Here is a 17394-nt window from a genome sequence, read left to right as displayed (position 1 = left end):
TGTTGAGCATTGAGGGTCTCGATGCGCTGGCCAAGGCGCTGGCCACCCGCCTCACACCGGTACGGAATTCGCGACCCGCGACCCAACGCTTCTTTTCCAGGCTCGATGCCAATGGCCAGAACCTGCGCCGTACCTATCACACGCTGGCTAGAGATGTCCGGGGTGCTGAAACTCTCATGCCTGGCGCGGAATGGCTTCTTGATAATTACCACATGGTCGAGACCGAGCTTCTGGAGATCCAGGTCAGTTTGCCGCGATCCTACTACCTTGAGCTCCCCAAGATCGTTTCCCGGGAACTGCTCGCGTCCGCCCGCGTATACGCAATGGCGGTGGAGCTCATCCGCCATAGCGATGGCCGACTTGATCTGCAACGACTCACCCAGTTCGTCTCGTCTTTCCAGACCGTGGCGCCGCTGACGATCGGCGAACTCTGGGCATTGCCGACGATGCTCAGGGTGGCGCTGATCGAGAATCTCCGGAGACTCGGAGACGAAATCCTCGCAAGCCGCGCTGGGCGAATGGACGCCGATCGATATCTCGCCCATCTTGAGGCCGCGCCGGCGGAGGGGCCGCCGCCAGATCTCCCGGATGCGCTTCCCACGGCCTACGTTGTGCGCCTGTTGGAACGTGTGCGTGAATTCGGCCCTCGGGTCTCGCAATTGCGCGCCCGCCTTGATGCGAAGCTCACCGCGGACACGCTCACCGCCGAGGACGTGATACACGCCGAGCATCAGGAGCAAGCCGAAAGTCAGGTCTCGATGGGGAACGCGATTACCAGCCTCCGACTCTGCTCCTCGTTGGACTGGAGCCAGTTCTTCGAGCGTGTGAGTGCGATCGAACAGGTCCTTCAGCGCGACCCTGCCGGTATCTACGCCAACATGGATTCCGCCAGCCGGAACCGGTACCGCAGGGCCGTTGAAGAACTTGCCGAGCCCACGGGTGAGGCCCAGATGCGCGTCGCGCTGCGGAGCGTCGAGCTCGCAAGGGAGGCGGCCGACCGGGATCCCAGGGGCCATCCGACGGCACACGTCGGCCATTACCTGATCGGGGAAGGTCGACGGAGTCTTGAAGCGGATGTCGCCTACCGCCCCGGGTTTCCCCAGCGGATACGCCGATCCATTGTTTCGCACGCGGCGCTCTTCTACCTGGGGAGCATTGGCGCGTTGACCGCACTCGGTGTGGGTTTGGCCATGACCCGGGCCCCCGGATGGCGTTGGGACGCGTGGATCGCCGGGCTGGTCCTCATCCCAATTAGCGATCTTGCGACGGCGCTCGTCCAGTGGCTGGCCTCCACCCTCGTGACGCCGCAGCGTCTCCCTCGACTCGACCTGAGAGCAGGGGTCCCCGAGGAGGGGCGGACGGTCGTGATCATCCCGACGCTGCTCACGAGTGTCGGGCATGTCCACGCCCTCCTCGAGCATCTGGAGGTCCAGGCGCTAAGCAATGACGACGCCCGCATCCATTTTGCTATTCTCAGCGATTTCATCGACGCACCCGCAGCCGAGATGCCGGAGGACCGTCACATTCTCGCCGCCGCCCGTGCGGGCATTGAGGAGCTGAACGCGCGCTACGAGCAGGGACAGGGCAATCGGTTCTATCTGTTCCATCGCACCCGGCGGTGGAATCCCAGAGAAAACTGCTGGATGGGCTGGGAACGCAAGCGGGGGAAGATCGAAGAGTTCAACCGCCTCCTCCTGGGCGCCACGGATACGAGTTATCGTCTCCAGGTCGGTGACCTCTCCGTGCTGCCGAAGATCCGGTATTGCATCACCCTCGACGCCGACACACGCCTCCCCCGAGATGCCGCGCGGCAGCTCATTGGGATTGCCCTCCACCCGCTGCATCGCGCTCGGGTCGACCTCCAGTTGAGGCGGGTGACGGGAGGGTACGGCATTCTGCAGCCCCGAGTCAGCGTGACGATGTGGAGTGCCGCCGGTTCCCTCTTTTCGCGGGTCTACGCAGGCCACACCGGTGTCGACCCCTACACCACGGCCGTGTCGGATACCTACCAGGATCTCTTCTCGGAGGGAGTGTACACGGGCAAGGGATTGTATGATGTGGCCGCGTTCACGGCGGCCCTCGAGGGCCGCGTCCCCGAGAACGCGCTGCTGTCGCACGATCTTTTCGAAGGGCTCTATGCGCGTCCTGCCCTTGTCTCCGATGTGGAAGTCGTCGATGACTATCCCTCGAGCGTGTTGACGCACATGCGCCGGCAGCACCGATGGGTCCGGGGGGACTGGCAGGTCCTTCCGTGGCTGCTTCCCTGGGTCCCCGGGAGACACGGGATCGAGCGGAACGACCTTCCACTCATCAGCCGATGGAAGATCTTGGACAATCTGCGCCGGAGCCTCGTTCCGCCGTCGCTGGTGATCTTCTTGGCCGCGGGCTGGACCGTGCTGCCGGGCGCCCCTCTGGCGTGGACGCTGATGGCGCTTGCGGTGATGGCGTTCCCCGTCTACCCGGCTCTCGTGCGGCTGATCCGCGGACCAGAATTCCACCGGCCCTGGGGGGTCTTCCTGCGAGACGTCGGGCAAGACCTCAGTGGCGCGATCGCCCAACTCCTTGTGATGATCACCCTCCTCGTCTACCAGGCCCACGGAAGCCTGCATGCGATTGCGGTCACCTTGGTGCGGCTGGCCTCGACCGGAGGGGGTTTCCTGCAGTGGGAAACGGCGGCGAGAGTCGCCCGCCTCGTCGGCCGGTACGGCTTCGTGCAGTTTCTCCTTGAGATGGTCGTCAGCCCCATTGTCGCGGTCCTCCTGCTGTGGATCACGCTCACCACCCGCCCCGGCGCGGTGTTTATCGCTGCTCCCTTCCTGGCCGTCTGGCTCGCCGCTCCGGTGATTGCGTATGGGTTGAGCCGCCCCGTCGCCCCTCGACGACGTATCCTCGGCCCCGCCGACCGGGCGCTGCTCCGCCGCATGGCCCGCAAGACCTGGCGGTACTTCGAGACGTTCATGGGGCCCGAGAACCACGGGCTTCCGCCGGACAATTACCAGGAAGCGCCGGTCGAGTTCTTGGCCCACCGCACGTCACCGACCAACATCGGCCTGGGGCTGCTCTCGACGCTGGCCGCCCACGACCTCGGCCACATCTCCACGGGAGAACTGGTTGAGAGGGTGGAGCGTGCGATCGAGACGATCGAATCGCTCGAACGGTTCGAAGGTCACCTCCTGAACTGGTACGATACGACGACCCTCGCACCGCTTTCGCCGCGTTACGTCTCGACGGTAGATAGCGGCAACCTGGCGGGCGCGCTGATCGCGCTCGCGCACGGGCTGCGTCAGGCGGCGAACGATCCCTGGGACCCGGCCAGGCAGTGTGCGGGGTGTGGTGACGTCGCGGACCTGACGCGCGAAAGCCTGGCTGCCTTCACGGCCGGTCACCCCGCGCCGGAAGATCGCGCCGCGGCGCTGCGGCGCGACGTGGAAGGGGTTCGCGGTGTGCTCGCTGGAACGGGCGCACCAGAGGCGAAGCTCATCGGCCTGGCCGATCGAGCCGCCCCGCTCCGTACGGCGATCGCAAGTTTCGAAGAGGAACTCACCGCGTCCCCGGAGCGGGAAGAAGTCCTGTTCTGGGCTCGCCGGCTCGCCGCGGCCATGGGCCCCGGCATCGCCGAGCGCGGAGATCAGGCCCTCGCCGGGAAACTCGCGGAACTGGCCGACCGGGCCGCATCGCTCGTGGACGCCATGAACTTTGCGGTCCTGTTCGACTCGACGCGGAAGCTCTTCGCCATCGGATACCGACTCCCCGATGCCGAGGGCCCCGGCCGGTACGATCCGTCCTTCTACGATCTTCTCGCCTCGGAGGCGCGGCTGGCGAGCTTCATCGCGATCGCGAAGGGGGACGTTCCGCAGGACCACTGGTTTCAGCTGGGACGCGCGCTCGTCAGCGCCGGCGGACGCCCCACCCTGGTTTCGTGGAGCGCGTCGATGTTCGAATACCTCATGCCACTCCTCCTCACGCGGACGTACCCCGGGACGCTGCTCGATCAAACGTACGCGAACGTCGTTCGCGTCCAGATCGAATATGCGAAGGCCCACGGGGTTCCCTGGGGCATCTCGGAATCGGCGTTCAACTTCCTCGATCGGTGGGGGCATTACCAGTACAAGGCCTTCGGCGTACCCGGGCTGGGATTGAAACGGGGGTTGGCGGATGACTTGGTAATCGCCCCCTACGCCACCCTTCTGGCCGCTTTGGTAGACCCGGAACGGGCCGTTCGGAACATGGAGCGGCTCTCGCGAGAGGGTCTGGAGGGACGCTTTGGTTATTACGATGCCATCGACTACTCGACGTCCGGTTCCAGCGAGGCGAGCGATCGGACGGACAAGAGAGGGGGCCGCGCGGCGGGCGTCGTTGTCAGGGCGTTCCTTGCCCACCATCAGGGGATGTCCCTCGTCGCCCTGGACAACGTGCTGCGCCGTTCCACCATGCAAGAGTGGTTTCACGCGGATCCAAAGGTGCAAGCGACGGAGTTGCTGCTGCAAGAGCGGCTTACCAGACATTACTCCGTCGTGCAGGCCAGGCCCGCCGAGGCGACGCCGATCGCGCCGACGGCGGGCGGGGGCGCAGTCCGCCGGTTCCGGACCCCGCACACGCCCTATCCTGAGGCGCACTTTCTCTCGAACGGCAACTATACGGCGGTCGTCACGAACGCGGGGGGCGGCGCCTCGATATGCCGGGGCCTTGCCGTGACGCGATGGCGGGAAGACCGCACGCGCGACCTCGGAAGCCAGTTCATCTACCTGCGCGATGTCCACAGCAGGTCGGTCTGGTCCGCGGCCTTCCACCCGATGGACAAGGCACCGGAAGAATACCTCGTCACCTTTTTCCCAGACAAAGCCGTTTTCCGCCGTCGGGACGACGAGCTCGACACGCAACTCGAGATCACGACCTCTTTCGAAGACGACGTCGAAGTGCGTCGACTTTCGGTGACCAACACCAGTGACCGGCTGCGAGTAATCGAGGTGACGAGCTATGTTGAGCTCGCGCTGACGTCCCCCGCGGAAGACCTGGCCCATGCCGGCATCGGCAAACTCTACCTGGAGACGGCGTTTCTCCCGGCTAGCGCGGCGCTGCTGTGCGGGAAGCGGCCTCATCTCACCGGCGAACCCGGCGCCTGGGCCGTGCACGTTCTCGCCGTCGAAGGGGAGATGCAGGGCCCGGTCGAGTGGGAGACTGATCGGGCCGCGTTCCTGGGGCGCGGGCACGGGCCTGACGATCCCATCGCCCTCGATGGCCGACCTCTTTCCGGCGCGACGGGCGCCGTGCTCGATCCCATAGCCAGCCTGCGACTGCGCGTCCGTTTGGCCGCGGGAGGGTTCATCCGCCTTGCGTTCTCGACCGGGATGGCGCCGGATCGGGGGGCGGCGGTCACGCTCGCGGAGCGCTATCATGATCCCGCGACCGCCGCGCGCGCTTTCGCCCTCGCTTTCACCCACGCTCGCATCGAACTCCGCCACCTGGCTCTCACTCCCGAAGAGTTCCAGCAGTTCATGCGGCTGGCCTCGCGCGTCCTCTACACAAATGCCTCGTTGCGGGCGGAGCCGGAGGTCCTGGCGCGCAACGCGCTGGGGCAACCCGAGCTGTGGCGGTACGGCATCTCCGGCGATCTTCCCATCCTGCTCGTGCGCGTGTTAGACGAGAACGCGCTCCCATTGGTGCAGAGCGTCCTGAAGGCCCAAGAGGTCTGGCGCCTGAAGGGGCTGAGCGCCGACGTGGTGATCCTCAACGACCACCCGATCGGCTACCGCGATGAAGTCCACAAGCAGCTTGAGACGCTCCTGGAAAGTGGATCGTGGGCGGGGTGGAAGGGCCGTCCCGGCGGCGTTTTCCTGCTGCGCGGGGATGTCCTGGGGGAGGCCGGCTGCCTGCTCCTCGCCGCCGCGGCGCGCGCGGTCCTCAGCGGCGACCGCGGCGACCTCGCGAGCCAACTTGACGTGCCGGCGCCCGAGCCACAGTGGCCGGCCGCCTTCGTTCCCCGCCGCACCGCCGGATCGAGAGCCGGGGAAATCGTCCCCCCGGTTCCGGAGGCGCCGTCGCTCATGTTCGGTAACGGGCTGGGCGGCTTCGCCGACAAGGGTCGCGAGTACGTGGTGGTGCTCGACGGTGACCGGGAGACGCCGATGCCTTGGGCCAACGTGCTCGCGAATCCGGGGTTCGGCACCATCGTGACGGCCTCGGGGGGATCGTGCAGTTGGGCCGAGAACAGCCGGGAGCACCGGCTGACCCCCTTTCCGAACGATCCGATCATCGATCCGACCGCGGAAGCCATCTTCCTGCGCGACGCCGACACGGGCGAAGCATGGGCCGCCACGCCTGGGCCGATGCGCCGCAGCGGCGGCAGCGGCCGGTGGATGGTGCGGCACTCCGCTGGGATGACCCGGTTTTCTCACGTGATGCCCGGTGTGGCCCAGGAACTCCACGTCTTTGTGCATCCCGACGATCCGGTGAAGTTCTCGCTGCTCACGCTCACGAACCATACCGATCGACCGTTGAGCCTCGACATCTTCGCCTACAACGAATGGGCCCTCGGGCCCCCGCGGGCCGGCGACCACCTCCACGTCGTGACCGAGGTCGATCTCGAGTTGCACGCGATCCTGGCACGCAATTCCTACAACCAGGCGTTCGGCGGCCGCGTCGGCTTTGCCATGGTGAGTGAAGAACTCACCTCGGCCTGTGGCGACCGGCTGGAGTTCCTGGGCCGCAACGGTTCGTTAACGCGGCCTGCCGCGCTCGGCCGAGGCCATTTATCCGGACGGTGCGGCGCTGGTCTGGATCCATGCGCCGCGCTTCACACGCGCATCGAGCTGCAACCGGGGGAGACACGACGCCTCCTCATCCTGCTGGGACAGGGGAAGGACCGGTCTGAAGCGGATGAGCTGATGCGGCGCCACGGTACCGTGGCGGCCGCCGAGGCCGTCGCCGAGGCCGTGCGGACACGGTGGGACGAGGTGCTCGGCACCGTGCAGGTGCACACGCCCGATGATTCATTCGACCTGATCATGAACAGCTGGCTCCTGTACCAGGATCTGAGCTCGCGGGTGTGGGCCCGCTCGGGATACTACCAGCCGGGAGGCGCGTATGGGTTCCGCGATCAGCTCCAGGACGTGATGGCGCTGACCTTCGTGCGCCCCGATCTTACCCGGGACCACCTGCTCCGGGCGGCCAGTCGGCAGTTTACCGAAGGGGACGTTCAACACTGGTGGCACCAGGAGACCGGCGTCGGCGTGCGGACCCGATGCTCGGATGATCTTCTCTGGCTCCCCTATGCGGTCGCGCACTATGTGGAGACCAGCGGAGATCAGGCCGTGCTTGATGCCCCGGCGCCGTTCCTGGAGGCGCCGGCCCTTGCGTCGGGGCAACTCGAGGCCTACGAGAGCCCGCGGGTATCCACCGAGAATGGGACACTGTATGAGCACTGTGTGCGGGCGATCGATCGTGCGCTCACGGCCGGCGCGCACGGACTGCCGCTGATCGGTTCCGGCGACTGGAACGATGGAATGAATCGCGTCGGGCATCTGGGGAAGGGCGAGAGTACGTGGCTGGGCTGGTTCCTGTACGCGGTCCTGAGCCGTTTCGCGCCACTGTGTGAAGCGCGCACCGATAACGTCAGGGCCGCCAGGTATCAAAGCGAAGCCGCCCGGCTGGCGCAGGTCCTCGAACTCGCCTGGGACGGTAACTGGTACCTGCGGGGCTACTTCGACGACGGAACGCCCCTGGGATCGGCACAAAGCGACGAGTGCAAGATCGACGCGATCGCCCAGTCCTGGGCGGTCCTGTCCGGCGCGGCTCCGGCTCAGCACGCCGAGCGTGCGATGGACGCCGTGCGCACCCTGCTCATCAACCGGCCGGCGCGCGTCATTCTGCTTTTGACTCCACCGTTCGACAAGTCAGCGCTCGACCCGGGCTACATCAAGAGCTACGTGCCGGGCATCCGGGAGAACGGGGGCCAGTACACGCATGCCGCCGTCTGGACCGCCATGGCGATCGCGAAGCTCGGGAACGGGGACGAAGCGGTTGAGCTCTTTCACATGCTGAACCCCATCAACCATGCGCGGTCCCGGCAAGACGTAGAGCGATACAAAGTGGAGCCCTACGTGGTCGCGGCGGACGTCTATGCCCATCCCCTTCACATGGGCCGGGGAGGGTGGACGTGGTATACGGGATCCGCCGGATGGTTGTATCGCCTGGGCCTCGAGAGTATCCTAGGGCTCACGCGCCACGGTTCCACGTTCGCGCTCGACCCGTGTATTCCGGCTTCCTGGCCAGGCTACTCGATCACCTGGCACATCGGTCGTAGCCGCTACCAGATTACCGTGGTGAACGCGGGTCGGCAATGTCGCGGGATCGCGGAGGCGACCCTTGACGGCAACGCCGTCGACCCATCCGCTATTCAGCTTATGGACGATGAGCGGCTTCACGTGGTCCACGCCGTGATGGGGAATCCAAGGGACGCCCTCACGCCACAGACGCCTAAGACCGCCCCACTAGCCTGAGCATGCCGTCGCGGAGCGACGAGTGGACGATCGTAATCACGCGCAGCCCCTCGCCAGATGGTGTTTCCGATCGATCGGCTTAGCGGTCGATGCTCCCGGGCAAGATCGACATCGGGTATGACGGCCGCGCTTTTGTTCTGCGTTTCCTCTCCGGCTGGGCATCCACACGGGGGCGCGTCTCGCCCGCCACAAACGCCTCCCATACTCGATCGAACCGGCTCAGGGTCTCCGCAGACGGTTTCCCGTCGTCCCGTTGTTTCAGCGACCATTGCCACAGCATCGATTCGGCGTCCGGGGCCTCGTGTGCTGCGGTGCCGTCGGTCCCCTCGTCGCCGGTCTCAATGCGCAGGGTGTGGGCGAAGGTCACCCGTGTCGTTCTCCCCTCATCAAGGTGCTCCCCGATTGGTTGCTGCGTCGGAAGATTCACCACCGCGACCTCCTCCCGTATGCGTAAAAGCTCTGGGCTTTCCACGGCCCAGCATAGCGGGGGGGGACCGCGCACGCTGTGAATCGCCTCACACGGCTTCTACTGGGCCGGCACGTGCCCTTGCTCGCGGGCGGGACCGTCGGCTATACTCAAACCGGTTCTCGGCGCCGGGGTAGCTCAGGTGGTAGAGCAGGGGACTGAAAATCCCCGTGTCGGCGGTTCAACTCCGTCCCCCGGCACCATACGTATCATGGGTTTGCGTTGATGTTGCCAGAACCACGAAGCGAGCTAACCCACGGGTGCCTCATAGAAGGGATCGTGACTCACCCCCGTCCGAAGGCGTTGGCGGCGCAAGGCGCCGGGCCGACGTCGCGGACGCCGGCGTTCGGTGACCACCGCTCCCAGCCGTCTCGATTTCCGACAAGCGCCCGCGACCGGCGCCATTCTCCCCCTCGGCGCATGCCATCCTCTTTTCAGGAGGCTGTTTTCGGCGAAGCGGCGAGCATGGCAATCAGTGCCTGCGTCGCCCGGCTCTGAAACGCGTGGCGACCTGGGCTGAGGTGTTCGAGTGACGCCGGTATCGCGGAGCCTCTTCACTCTTTTGCGGTAGGAAAGGAGCCGAGAGTCGAAGAACACATCGCATCGGATGCCGTAAGAGGGTATGGGGGTATTGGTCAGGCAAGACCACACTCACATCAACTGCCGACGCCAAGTTGGGGGGGTGCTTCCCCTCCTGGCGGTTGTGGCCGCCGTCCTCATCTCCGTTTTTTATCCCCTGGCGCACAGTCGTGGTGCGGTGGTTCGGCTCAGTTCGCCATTTCACGTCGAGGTGGCCGGGGCCCCGACGCCTGTCCACACGCTCCGTCTGGCCATTGAAATGGCCGCTCACATCGCGTTCCCGCAGCTCGAGGATGCGGAGATTGTGTTGGCCGGCACGCAGCCGGTTCTGAGTCCGCTTTCCCCGGGACGGTCTGTTACGGTCCTGACGAAGCTCGACATCACCACCTCCGAAGGAGCCCCCCTCATTTGGGTCGTCCCGGTGACGCTCACGAACACGCCGGCGGTTGGGCGGGATGCGCAGCGACTGCTGGTGAGCGATAGTCCGGAGACCGTTAGCGACGACGGCATCTTAGATGCCGGAACCCTCGGTGCCTCGCAGACCGCTCGCATCCTGTACCACCATCAAAATGGCAGAACCGATCGCAACATGTGGCTGATCCTCACCCTCGTCAATCCTACCCCCTCGCCCGTGCGGCTCTTGATCGTGGGCGCGACGGGGGGGCCGCACCCCGACGAGCTTCGGGCCGGGCACACGGCGGCCAGGGGATTCCTGGAGCAGTACTGGGCGCGGGCCGGGGTGTTCCTCCAACTCCCGCCGAACGGGATCATCCCGCTGCTGGCCACCCGCGTGCCTCCCAACGATGTGGCCAGCGGTCTCGCGCAGATCGCGGTGCTTGAGGGCTCGGGGGTGGAAGTGCAGCTGGCCGCCCAATTCCCACGGAGGGGGGAGCCTCCGGTGTTCAGCCGGATCCTGCCGCTCGATACACAGCATCAACGAGGAGTGGTCGGGCCCCCCGTCGTCGCCCGGAGCTTCTCGTACGCGGTCGGCGGCCCGGAACCAATGATGTGGGTGGGTGCGAACGAAGACCTCCTGCGGGACGAGGTGAGCGGGGAGCCGCTGCATGGGAATTACGGCGTGATTTACACGTTTGACGTTCAACTGACCAACCCAACCGCGCACCCTACCACCGTGGCACTGGCCATCCATGCCAACAGCGGATTGGCAGGCGCGACCCTGCTGGTGAACGGGGCCCTGCTCGATATTCCGTCGGTGGGGCCTGGCCCCCCCCGGACGGTGACGACGGTCCACCTGCCCCCAACGGCGAACGGGCATCTGCGCATATCCACGATGAGCGAAGGGGGAGCGAACTACCCAGTGCTCTTCACCGTCGGGCCGCCGTGACGGAGGGACCCTGCCTTCGTCCGAATGCCGATGGTGCGATGTGCGTGGCGCGAATACTCGAGGAGGAGGAGTTGGCTCTGGTTCCCTTCACGGTCGCGGGGACATCGCCCGCCGATACGGCGTTCATCAGGGCCGTGTCCCGCGCCTGATCGAGCAGCGGGATCAATAAACCTGCCGCTGTTGAGTCCCGGCCCCCCGGAGGAGTCGGTCGACATCGGGGGTTCAAGAAGCGGGATCGATTGCAGTTGATCATCGCGAGCGGAAGAGGGGGTGCGGGTACTACTATCGGGCGGTCGAACTGCCAGCGAATCGCCGTCTGCGGTAGTCCCGCTCGAGCCACGTAAACGCCCCGCGAGGGTGAAGCGTCGTCGGGCGGTGTGGATTGTAAGGGGACTTTGGGGCCCGAGTCGTGGGCGCATCGGGGGGAGGAGCAGGGGACCTCCGCGATGCGCTGGAAATCGATCCCGGTGAATTGATCTCGGTGCGCGAGGTGGCTCTGTGGCGAGGGTAGGGAACGGCGAGTACGTCTTTGAGGTCGTGGAGGACTGGGCAAAGCTTCCCGCGGGGTGGACCTTTAAGGAGGTCTCCGGCGTGGGGGTCGATCGCCAGGATCGCGTGCATGTGTTCAGTCGGGGCGAGCACCCGGTGACGATTTTTGACCGGGACGGGGCGTTCCTCGCGTCGTGGGGGGAGGGCGTCTTCGCCCGGCCGCACGCCGTGACGATGGGTGCAGACGACACGATCTACCTGACCGACGACGGGGACCACACCGTGAGGAAGTGCACGCTGGACGGAAAGGTTCTTCTGACGATTGGGGCCCCCGGCAAGCCGGCGCCGATCCGGAGCGGTCGGCCGTTTAACCGGTGCACCCATGTGGCCCTGGCACAGGACGGTTCGCTGTACATCTCCGACGGCTACGGGAACTCTCGCGTCCACAAGTATGCGCCCGACGGCACGTTGTTGTTCTCGTGGGGCGAGCCCGGCACCGATCCCGGGCAGTTCAACCTCCCCCACAACCTTTGCGTCGATCGCGAGGGGTTCGTTTACGTCGCCGATCGGGAGAACCACCGGATTCAGGTCTTCGACCCGCAGGGTAAGTTTGAAACCCAGTGGAACAATCTGTACCGCCCCTGCGGGTTGTTTATCGATCAGCGGGATCCGGATGGCGAGCGGGTGTATGTGGGGGAGCTTGGCCCGAGCCTTCCGGTCAGCACCGGGGTGGCGAACCTCGGAGCCCGGGTGGGCATCTACACGCTCCGCGACCAGCTGCTCGCCCGATTGGGCGATGGGTTGCCGGGGGAGGGAGCGGGACAGTTTCTGGCGCCCCACGCCATCGCCGTCGATTCGCACGGGGATCTCTACGTGGGAGAAGTCTCCTGGACGATGTACGGACGCCAGCTCGATCCGCCGCGGGAGGCCCGCAGCTTCCGAAAGTTTGTGCGGATCACGCCGAAGTCCAGTCACTCGTCTTCCGGATCAACCCATTCCTCTTCCTCAGGGACGAACGGCCGCAGGCAGTGAGGGCATACCACTTCTTCATCGTCATCGGCCGCAGTCAGGCGAAGGAAGGACGTGTGGCAGTGCGGACAGCTCAGCCTGATCATCGGGCGCAGGTGTTCGTCGACGGACCCGCCCAGTCCTGGGGCCGCGGGCAGGACTCGCACGTGCATCTGCAGAAGGGGCGAGCATTCCCTGTGTGTGCCGACCGTTGCGGCGTTTACAGGCTTCGGCAGGAGGCTCCCAACTGATGGCCAGGACGGCAACCGACCCGCGATCCCGCTCGAAGCAGGTCACGGAAGGCCCCGAGCGCGCGCCGCATCGGGCGATGCTCCGGGCAACCGGGCTCAAGGACGGCGATCTGAAGAAGCCGCTGGTGGGCGTCGCGTCGTCGTGGAACGAAGTGACCCCCTGTAACCTCCACCTCGATGTCGACGCCAAGGATGTCAAACAAGGGGTTCGGTCGGCGAGCGGCACTCCCATCCAGTTTACGACCATCGCGGTCAGCGATGCGATTGCCATGGGCCACGAAGGGATGAAAGCATCGCTTGTCAGCCGCGAGATCATCGCCGATTCCGTTGAGCTGATGGTCGTGGCGGAGGCGTTTGACGGGCTGGTGGCGATCGCCGGGTGCGACAAGAGTCTCCCAGGGATGATGCTGGCGATCGCGCGCCTCAACGTGCCGGCGATCTTCCTCTACGGCGGAACCATCATGCCCGGTCATTTTGATGGTCGGGATGTGACGATCGGGGATGTCTACGAGGCGGTCGGCGCCCATGCCGAGGGGAAGATGAGCGACGCGGATCTCTACCGTCTCGAGTGCGTCGCCTGCCCCGGCGCAGGCTCGTGCGGCGGGCTCTTCACGGCCAACACAATGTCCTCGTGCGTGGAGGCGCTGGGGATGTCGCTGCCCGGGAGCGCCTCCATCCCCGCGGTCGACCCGCGCCGGCCGCAGCTCTGCCACCAGGTGGGCGAGGCCGTCATGCGGCTCCTCGTTGACGGCGTGAGGCCGCGGGACATCCTGACGCGGGAGGCCTTCGAGAACGCTATCACCACCCTCGTGGCCATGGGCGGGTCGACCAACGGAGTGTTACACTTGCTGGCGATCGCCCGCGAGGCGGGCGTCCCGCTCGAACTGGCGGACTTCGACCGGATTAGCCGCCGGACCCCGCACATCGCCGACCTGCGCCCGGGCGGTCGGTACACGATGGCGGACCTGGACAAGGTCGGTGGAGTGCCCGTGATCCTTCGGGAACTGCTGGAGGGGGGGTGTCTCCATGGCGGGGTTCTGACGGTCACCGGACGCACCATGGCCGAGAACCTCAAGGACGTCCGGCGGGCCGAGAAACAGGATGTCGTCCGGCCGTTTCGCACCCCGATCTCGTCGAGCGGGACCCTGGCCGTGCTCAGCGGATCGCTGGCGCCTGACGGAGCGGTGATCAAGACCGCCGGCGTGAGACGCCTCGCGCTTCGCGGGCCGGCCCGGGTGTTTGAACGCGAAGAGGACGCCATGGCCGCCGTCGTCCGCGGCACGTTGTCGAAGGGAGATGTCGTCGTCATCCGCAACGAGGGACCGAAGGGGGGGCCGGGAATGCGGGAGATGCTTTCCGTCACCGGCGCCATCTACGGCCAGGGTCTCGGCGAGGAGATCGCCCTGATCACGGACGGGCGGTTCTCCGGCGCCTCGCACGGCCTGGTCATTGGCCACGTCGCCCCCGAGGCGGCGAACGGCGGCCCGATCGCCGTCGTCCGCGATGGCGACATGATCGACATCGATGTTCCTAACCGGCGGCTCGATCTGCAGATCGCGCCCGAGGAGCTCCAGACCCGGCTGAAGGCGTGGCGTGCGCCACAACCTCGCTACCGAACGGGAGCGCTTGCCAAGTACGCCGCGCTGGTGTCCACGTCGGCGCAGGGGGCCGTCGTGGGGTTTTAAGGAGTCTCGAGCTTGAACGGTTCCACCACCTTGGTGGTCCCGACGGCTCCTGCCGGAACGCTGACGTGGCCGCCGCGAATGAAGGCCCCCGCCGCCAGCCCGACCGGTCCGAGGATGATGATCCCGGCCAGGCTCGCTCCTCCCGCCGCGCCGGCGTCCTTGGCCTGCCGGATCATGTCGGCGGAGATATCAAGCGGCGAGAGGCGCACCGGGCGCCCATCGGTCGCCGTCACCTCCAAGTAGGCGACGTGGACCCGCGCGTTCTTCCCGAAGATCCCCGGTTGTGAGACGTCGGTCACCACCCCTTGCGCCGGGGTGCCCTGGCGGAAGATTTCCGCCCGCTGGACGATGACGTTCGCGGCCACCTCGAACTTCACCGTGGCGCCTTCGGTGATCGTGGCGGAGTCCACCGGGTCGAGGAACTTGAGCAACACCGAGGTGCCGGCTGGGACCTGGATTTCCCCTGCCTGAGCCGGGACGGCGACGGTTGAGACGGCGATGGCCATGAAGAGCGCGAGCACGGTTCGCATGTGACTTTCCCCTCCCTCAACGCCCAGTCTGGGGTGTTGGCCCGGTCGACTGATGCACCCCGGAGAGGATTCGGCTTCCTCCACCCGATTTCCCGTCACGGCTTGGTTTCCGGGCCCCGGAGAACGCCGGCCTTCCAGGCGCAAGAGGACGACCGGGTATGAATCCTGACGCCGGAGTTCGCGGCGGATTTCGCCGCCCCAGGGGAGGGACGGCATGTCGGCTGGAACATGGGCGCCCGGCCGTCGTGAACATACGACCGGGCGTGCGCTACCCGCCGCCCCGGCGGTGGGGGTTCTCGCCGGGACCAAATATGACACGGCTCGCAGAAGGAAACGGCTTCTGTCCCCCGAACACCCTACTCCCGAGCACTAATCGATGACGGAGCAGGAGGGACGTATGACGAAGGCACAATTTGCGGCGAAGCTGGCCGAGAAGCTCAAGGTGAGCAAGGCAGAAGGGGGGCGGGTTGTCGACGAGGTGACCGACCTCCTCACCGCTGCCCTTAAGAAGGGCGATCGCGTTCGGTTCCCCGGGTTCGGTTCGTTCAAGGTCTCCAAGCGCAAGGCGCGCATTGCCCGCAACCCGCAGACGGGTGAGCCGGTACGCGTCCCCGCACGCACGGTTCCCAGGTTCACGGCTGCGAAGGAGCTTAAGGCCGCAGTGAAGTAGTCCGTTCGTGGTACAGGTTGGTCGGGTCCGCGGCACCGCGTGCCGCGGACCGATTTCTTCCCGACTGCGGCATCGGACCCGCCTATGGCGGAACTGTCAGAGGTGACGTCCGTCACGGTCAACCGTCCGGAACGACGGGGTTGCATCCCAAAGTCTGTGATCAGGCCGCGCGGCGCGCAAAGGCCCCACGGCGGCGGGTCCAGTAGCGATCCCATTCGCCATTCGCCTTGAGCAGCCGGAGCCGCATCAGAGCGCCCGATCCCCCCCGACTCCAGCTCATGCCGCGCTTCTTGTAGCGGTGAGCCACCAGGACGTCGACCGTCTTCTCCATCGCGCCGGACCCGGTCGCCTCGAATCGGGCCAAGTTGGCAATCCCTTCGCGGTTCATCTCGACATACCCCAGCAGATCTCGCCCCTTCGCCCGCCGTTCCCGATCCCGCTCCTGCGCCAAGCAGGCCCGCAGCCGCCGCATCAGACGCTGGACGTCTCCCCGCCACGCGTCGGCCAGACTGCGCGCCACCAGCCCCCCGCTGTCCGCCCCCCACGCCATCTGGATCTGCCGCGCCAGATGCCACGGGTCCAGCACCACCAGCGCCCCAGGAAAGTACCCCCGCTGTAAGGTGTGTATCCACGGCGCCCCATCACTCACAAACACGATCTGCTCGGCTCCCGCCGCCCCTGCCGCCGCACACCGCACCCAGAACCGCTCCCCAAACGTGGCCGCATCGTCAAACGACGCGTACGTCCGCTTATCTAGCAGCGCGATCCGTCCCCGCGACACCGCCGCCCGCTGGCTATACACGATTCCCACCTTGCACTCCATCTCCCCCGCCCGCCGCGCGTGCACCAGCGTCCCGTCGATCTGCACGTACAGCCGCGCCGGCCCCGGCGGTCGCTCCCCACGCCCGCTCGGGTGCCCCCCAAACGTCGCCTCCTGGGCCCCGCGCTCCTCCACCTCCACCAGCCGCCCCTCCGCCTCGGCCCACCGGTGGATACTGCCGTGACTGACCTCCAGCCCGGCGAACTTCGTCAGAAACGCCCCGGCCTTCGCATAGCTCACTTCCACCGCCGCCCACAGCGCCCGCTCCCGCACTCCCAGCGTACTCCCACTCCCCGGCAGCAGCCCCAGCGCCGCATCCAACGGGTACACGTCCGCGCCGCACCCCCGGCACCGCAGTCGCTCCGCGCATAGTCCACGCGCCCCAACAGCGTCTCCAGCACCAGGGGGACCTGCCCATTGCGCACCAGCCGCCCGCCGCAGCGCTCACAGGCCGTCGCCCGCGGCACGACCTCCCCCTCGATGTGCGCGAGCACCTGGTGTAGCGCCTCCAGAAAGAGCTTCGTCCGCTGCTCCAGCAACTGCGCTTCCACCCAGTGGACATCGGTCTGTGTCAGGACTATGCTCAGACGGAAGGGGAGAGTCATCTCCTTCACAGGGCTCACCTCCTGGGTTTGGTCTGGTCACCTTACCCCCTACGGTGGGCCCTGTTCGTTCCCTCCATCACAGACTTTTAGATGCATCCAAACGACGGCGCCCCGTCTGGAGCACTGGGGAAAAGGCACGAGGTGCGGGTACGGGTTGTACCATGGTCCTGCCAGGTTGGCGTCAAACTATCTCGCTCTACCCCGCCCGCACCAAACGCAACGGCTGCCGGACGTCTTCCCCGCGTTAGGACGGACCGTAGTCCGCGACCCGTGACGGAGTCCACGTCCGTTTCCGCGGGCGTGATCCTATGCTACGTTGGTTCGCCATCCCTTACCGGGTAGCCCCCGGAGTTTGCTCCGGGGGCTACCCATCGATCGCGTTCCGGCACCGATCGGTCGCGCAACACTGAGGGCACCAGGGCCTCTCGCATCGGCAGGGGTACCGGTG

At 66.3% G+C, this 17394-nt stretch carries 9 protein-coding genes and 1 tRNA gene; 6 read left to right on the top strand and 4 right to left on the bottom strand.

The annotated features are described in order from the left end of the window. Positions 1-2 precede the first annotated feature (2 nt). A complete protein-coding gene (locus tag VKV57_00820) occupies positions 3-8498 on the top strand; it encodes a glucoamylase family protein (GenBank protein HLW58446.1) in 8496 nt (2831 codons plus the stop codon). Between the two features lie 79 nt (positions 8499-8577). Here the strand turns inward: VKV57_00820 and VKV57_00815 are convergent, their stop codons facing one another. Further along, a complete protein-coding gene (locus VKV57_00815) occupies positions 8578-8925 on the bottom strand; it encodes a hypothetical protein (GenBank protein HLW58445.1) in 348 nt (115 codons plus the stop codon). A 166-nt stretch (positions 8926-9091) separates the two neighbouring features. Here VKV57_00815 and VKV57_00810 point away from each other — a divergent pair. The 4 genes from VKV57_00810 to ilvD all read left to right on the top strand — a co-directional run bounded on the left by VKV57_00810 (position 9092) and on the right by ilvD (position 14321). Then, positions 9092-9167 (top strand) — tRNA-Phe (locus tag VKV57_00810). 479 nt (positions 9168-9646) lie between these two features. Beyond that, entirely contained in the window at positions 9647-10888 is a 1242-nt protein-coding gene (locus VKV57_00805; protein ID HLW58444.1) for a hypothetical protein, read from the top strand. A gap of 498 nt (positions 10889-11386) precedes the next feature. Further along, positions 11387-12409, top strand: coding sequence for a peptidyl-alpha-hydroxyglycine alpha-amidating lyase family protein (locus tag VKV57_00800; GenBank protein ID HLW58443.1), 1023 nt, complete (start codon positions 11387-11389; stop codon positions 12407-12409). A 226-nt stretch (positions 12410-12635) separates the two neighbouring features. Then, complete coding sequence (gene ilvD / locus VKV57_00795; protein HLW58442.1) at positions 12636-14321, top strand: dihydroxy-acid dehydratase; 1686 nt, start codon at positions 12636-12638, stop codon at positions 14319-14321. Here the strand turns inward: ilvD and VKV57_00790 are convergent. After that, positions 14318-14851, bottom strand: a complete 534-nt coding sequence (locus tag VKV57_00790) for a hypothetical protein (GenBank protein HLW58441.1) — start codon at positions 14849-14851, stop codon at positions 14318-14320. The genes ilvD and VKV57_00790 overlap by 4 nt on opposite strands. Positions 14852-15248: 397 nt before the next feature. Here VKV57_00790 and VKV57_00785 point away from each other — a divergent pair, with 397 nt between their 5' ends. Continuing rightward, positions 15249-15521, top strand: a complete 273-nt coding sequence (locus tag VKV57_00785; protein HLW58440.1) for an HU family DNA-binding protein — start codon at positions 15249-15251, stop codon at positions 15519-15521. Between the two features lie 160 nt (positions 15522-15681). On the opposite strand, the gene VKV57_00780 is transcribed toward VKV57_00785, so the two are convergent. After that, entirely contained in the window at positions 15682-16671 is a 990-nt protein-coding gene (locus tag VKV57_00780) for a UPF0236 family protein (GenBank protein ID HLW58439.1), read from the bottom strand. Beyond that, on the bottom strand, positions 16578-16946 hold the full coding sequence (locus VKV57_00775; protein ID HLW58438.1) for a hypothetical protein: 369 nt from the start codon (positions 16944-16946) through the stop codon (positions 16578-16580). Before VKV57_00775 ends, VKV57_00780 begins: the two co-directional genes overlap by 94 nt. Positions 16947-17394 lie beyond the last annotated feature (448 nt).

Source organism: bacterium, from assembly GCA_035307765.1.
Classification (GTDB): Bacteria; Sysuimicrobiota; Sysuimicrobiia; order Sysuimicrobiales; family Segetimicrobiaceae; genus Segetimicrobium.
The sequence above is the reverse complement of the archived record's forward strand: the minus strand, read 5'-3'. Positions and strand labels throughout refer to the sequence as shown.

Coding starts and splice junctions, on each gene's coding strand:
- ilvD (HLW58442.1), top strand. CDS start 12,636: ATGGCCAGGACGGCAACCGACCCGCGATCCCGCTCGAAGCAGGTCACG.
- VKV57_00790 (HLW58441.1), bottom strand. CDS start 14,851: ATGCGAACCGTGCTCGCGCTCTTCATGGCCATCGCCGTCTCAACCGTC.
- VKV57_00785 (HLW58440.1), top strand. CDS start 15,249: ATGACGAAGGCACAATTTGCGGCGAAGCTGGCCGAGAAGCTCAAGGTG.
- VKV57_00775 (HLW58438.1), bottom strand. CDS start 16,946: ATGACTCTCCCCTTCCGTCTGAGCATAGTCCTGACACAGACCGATGTC.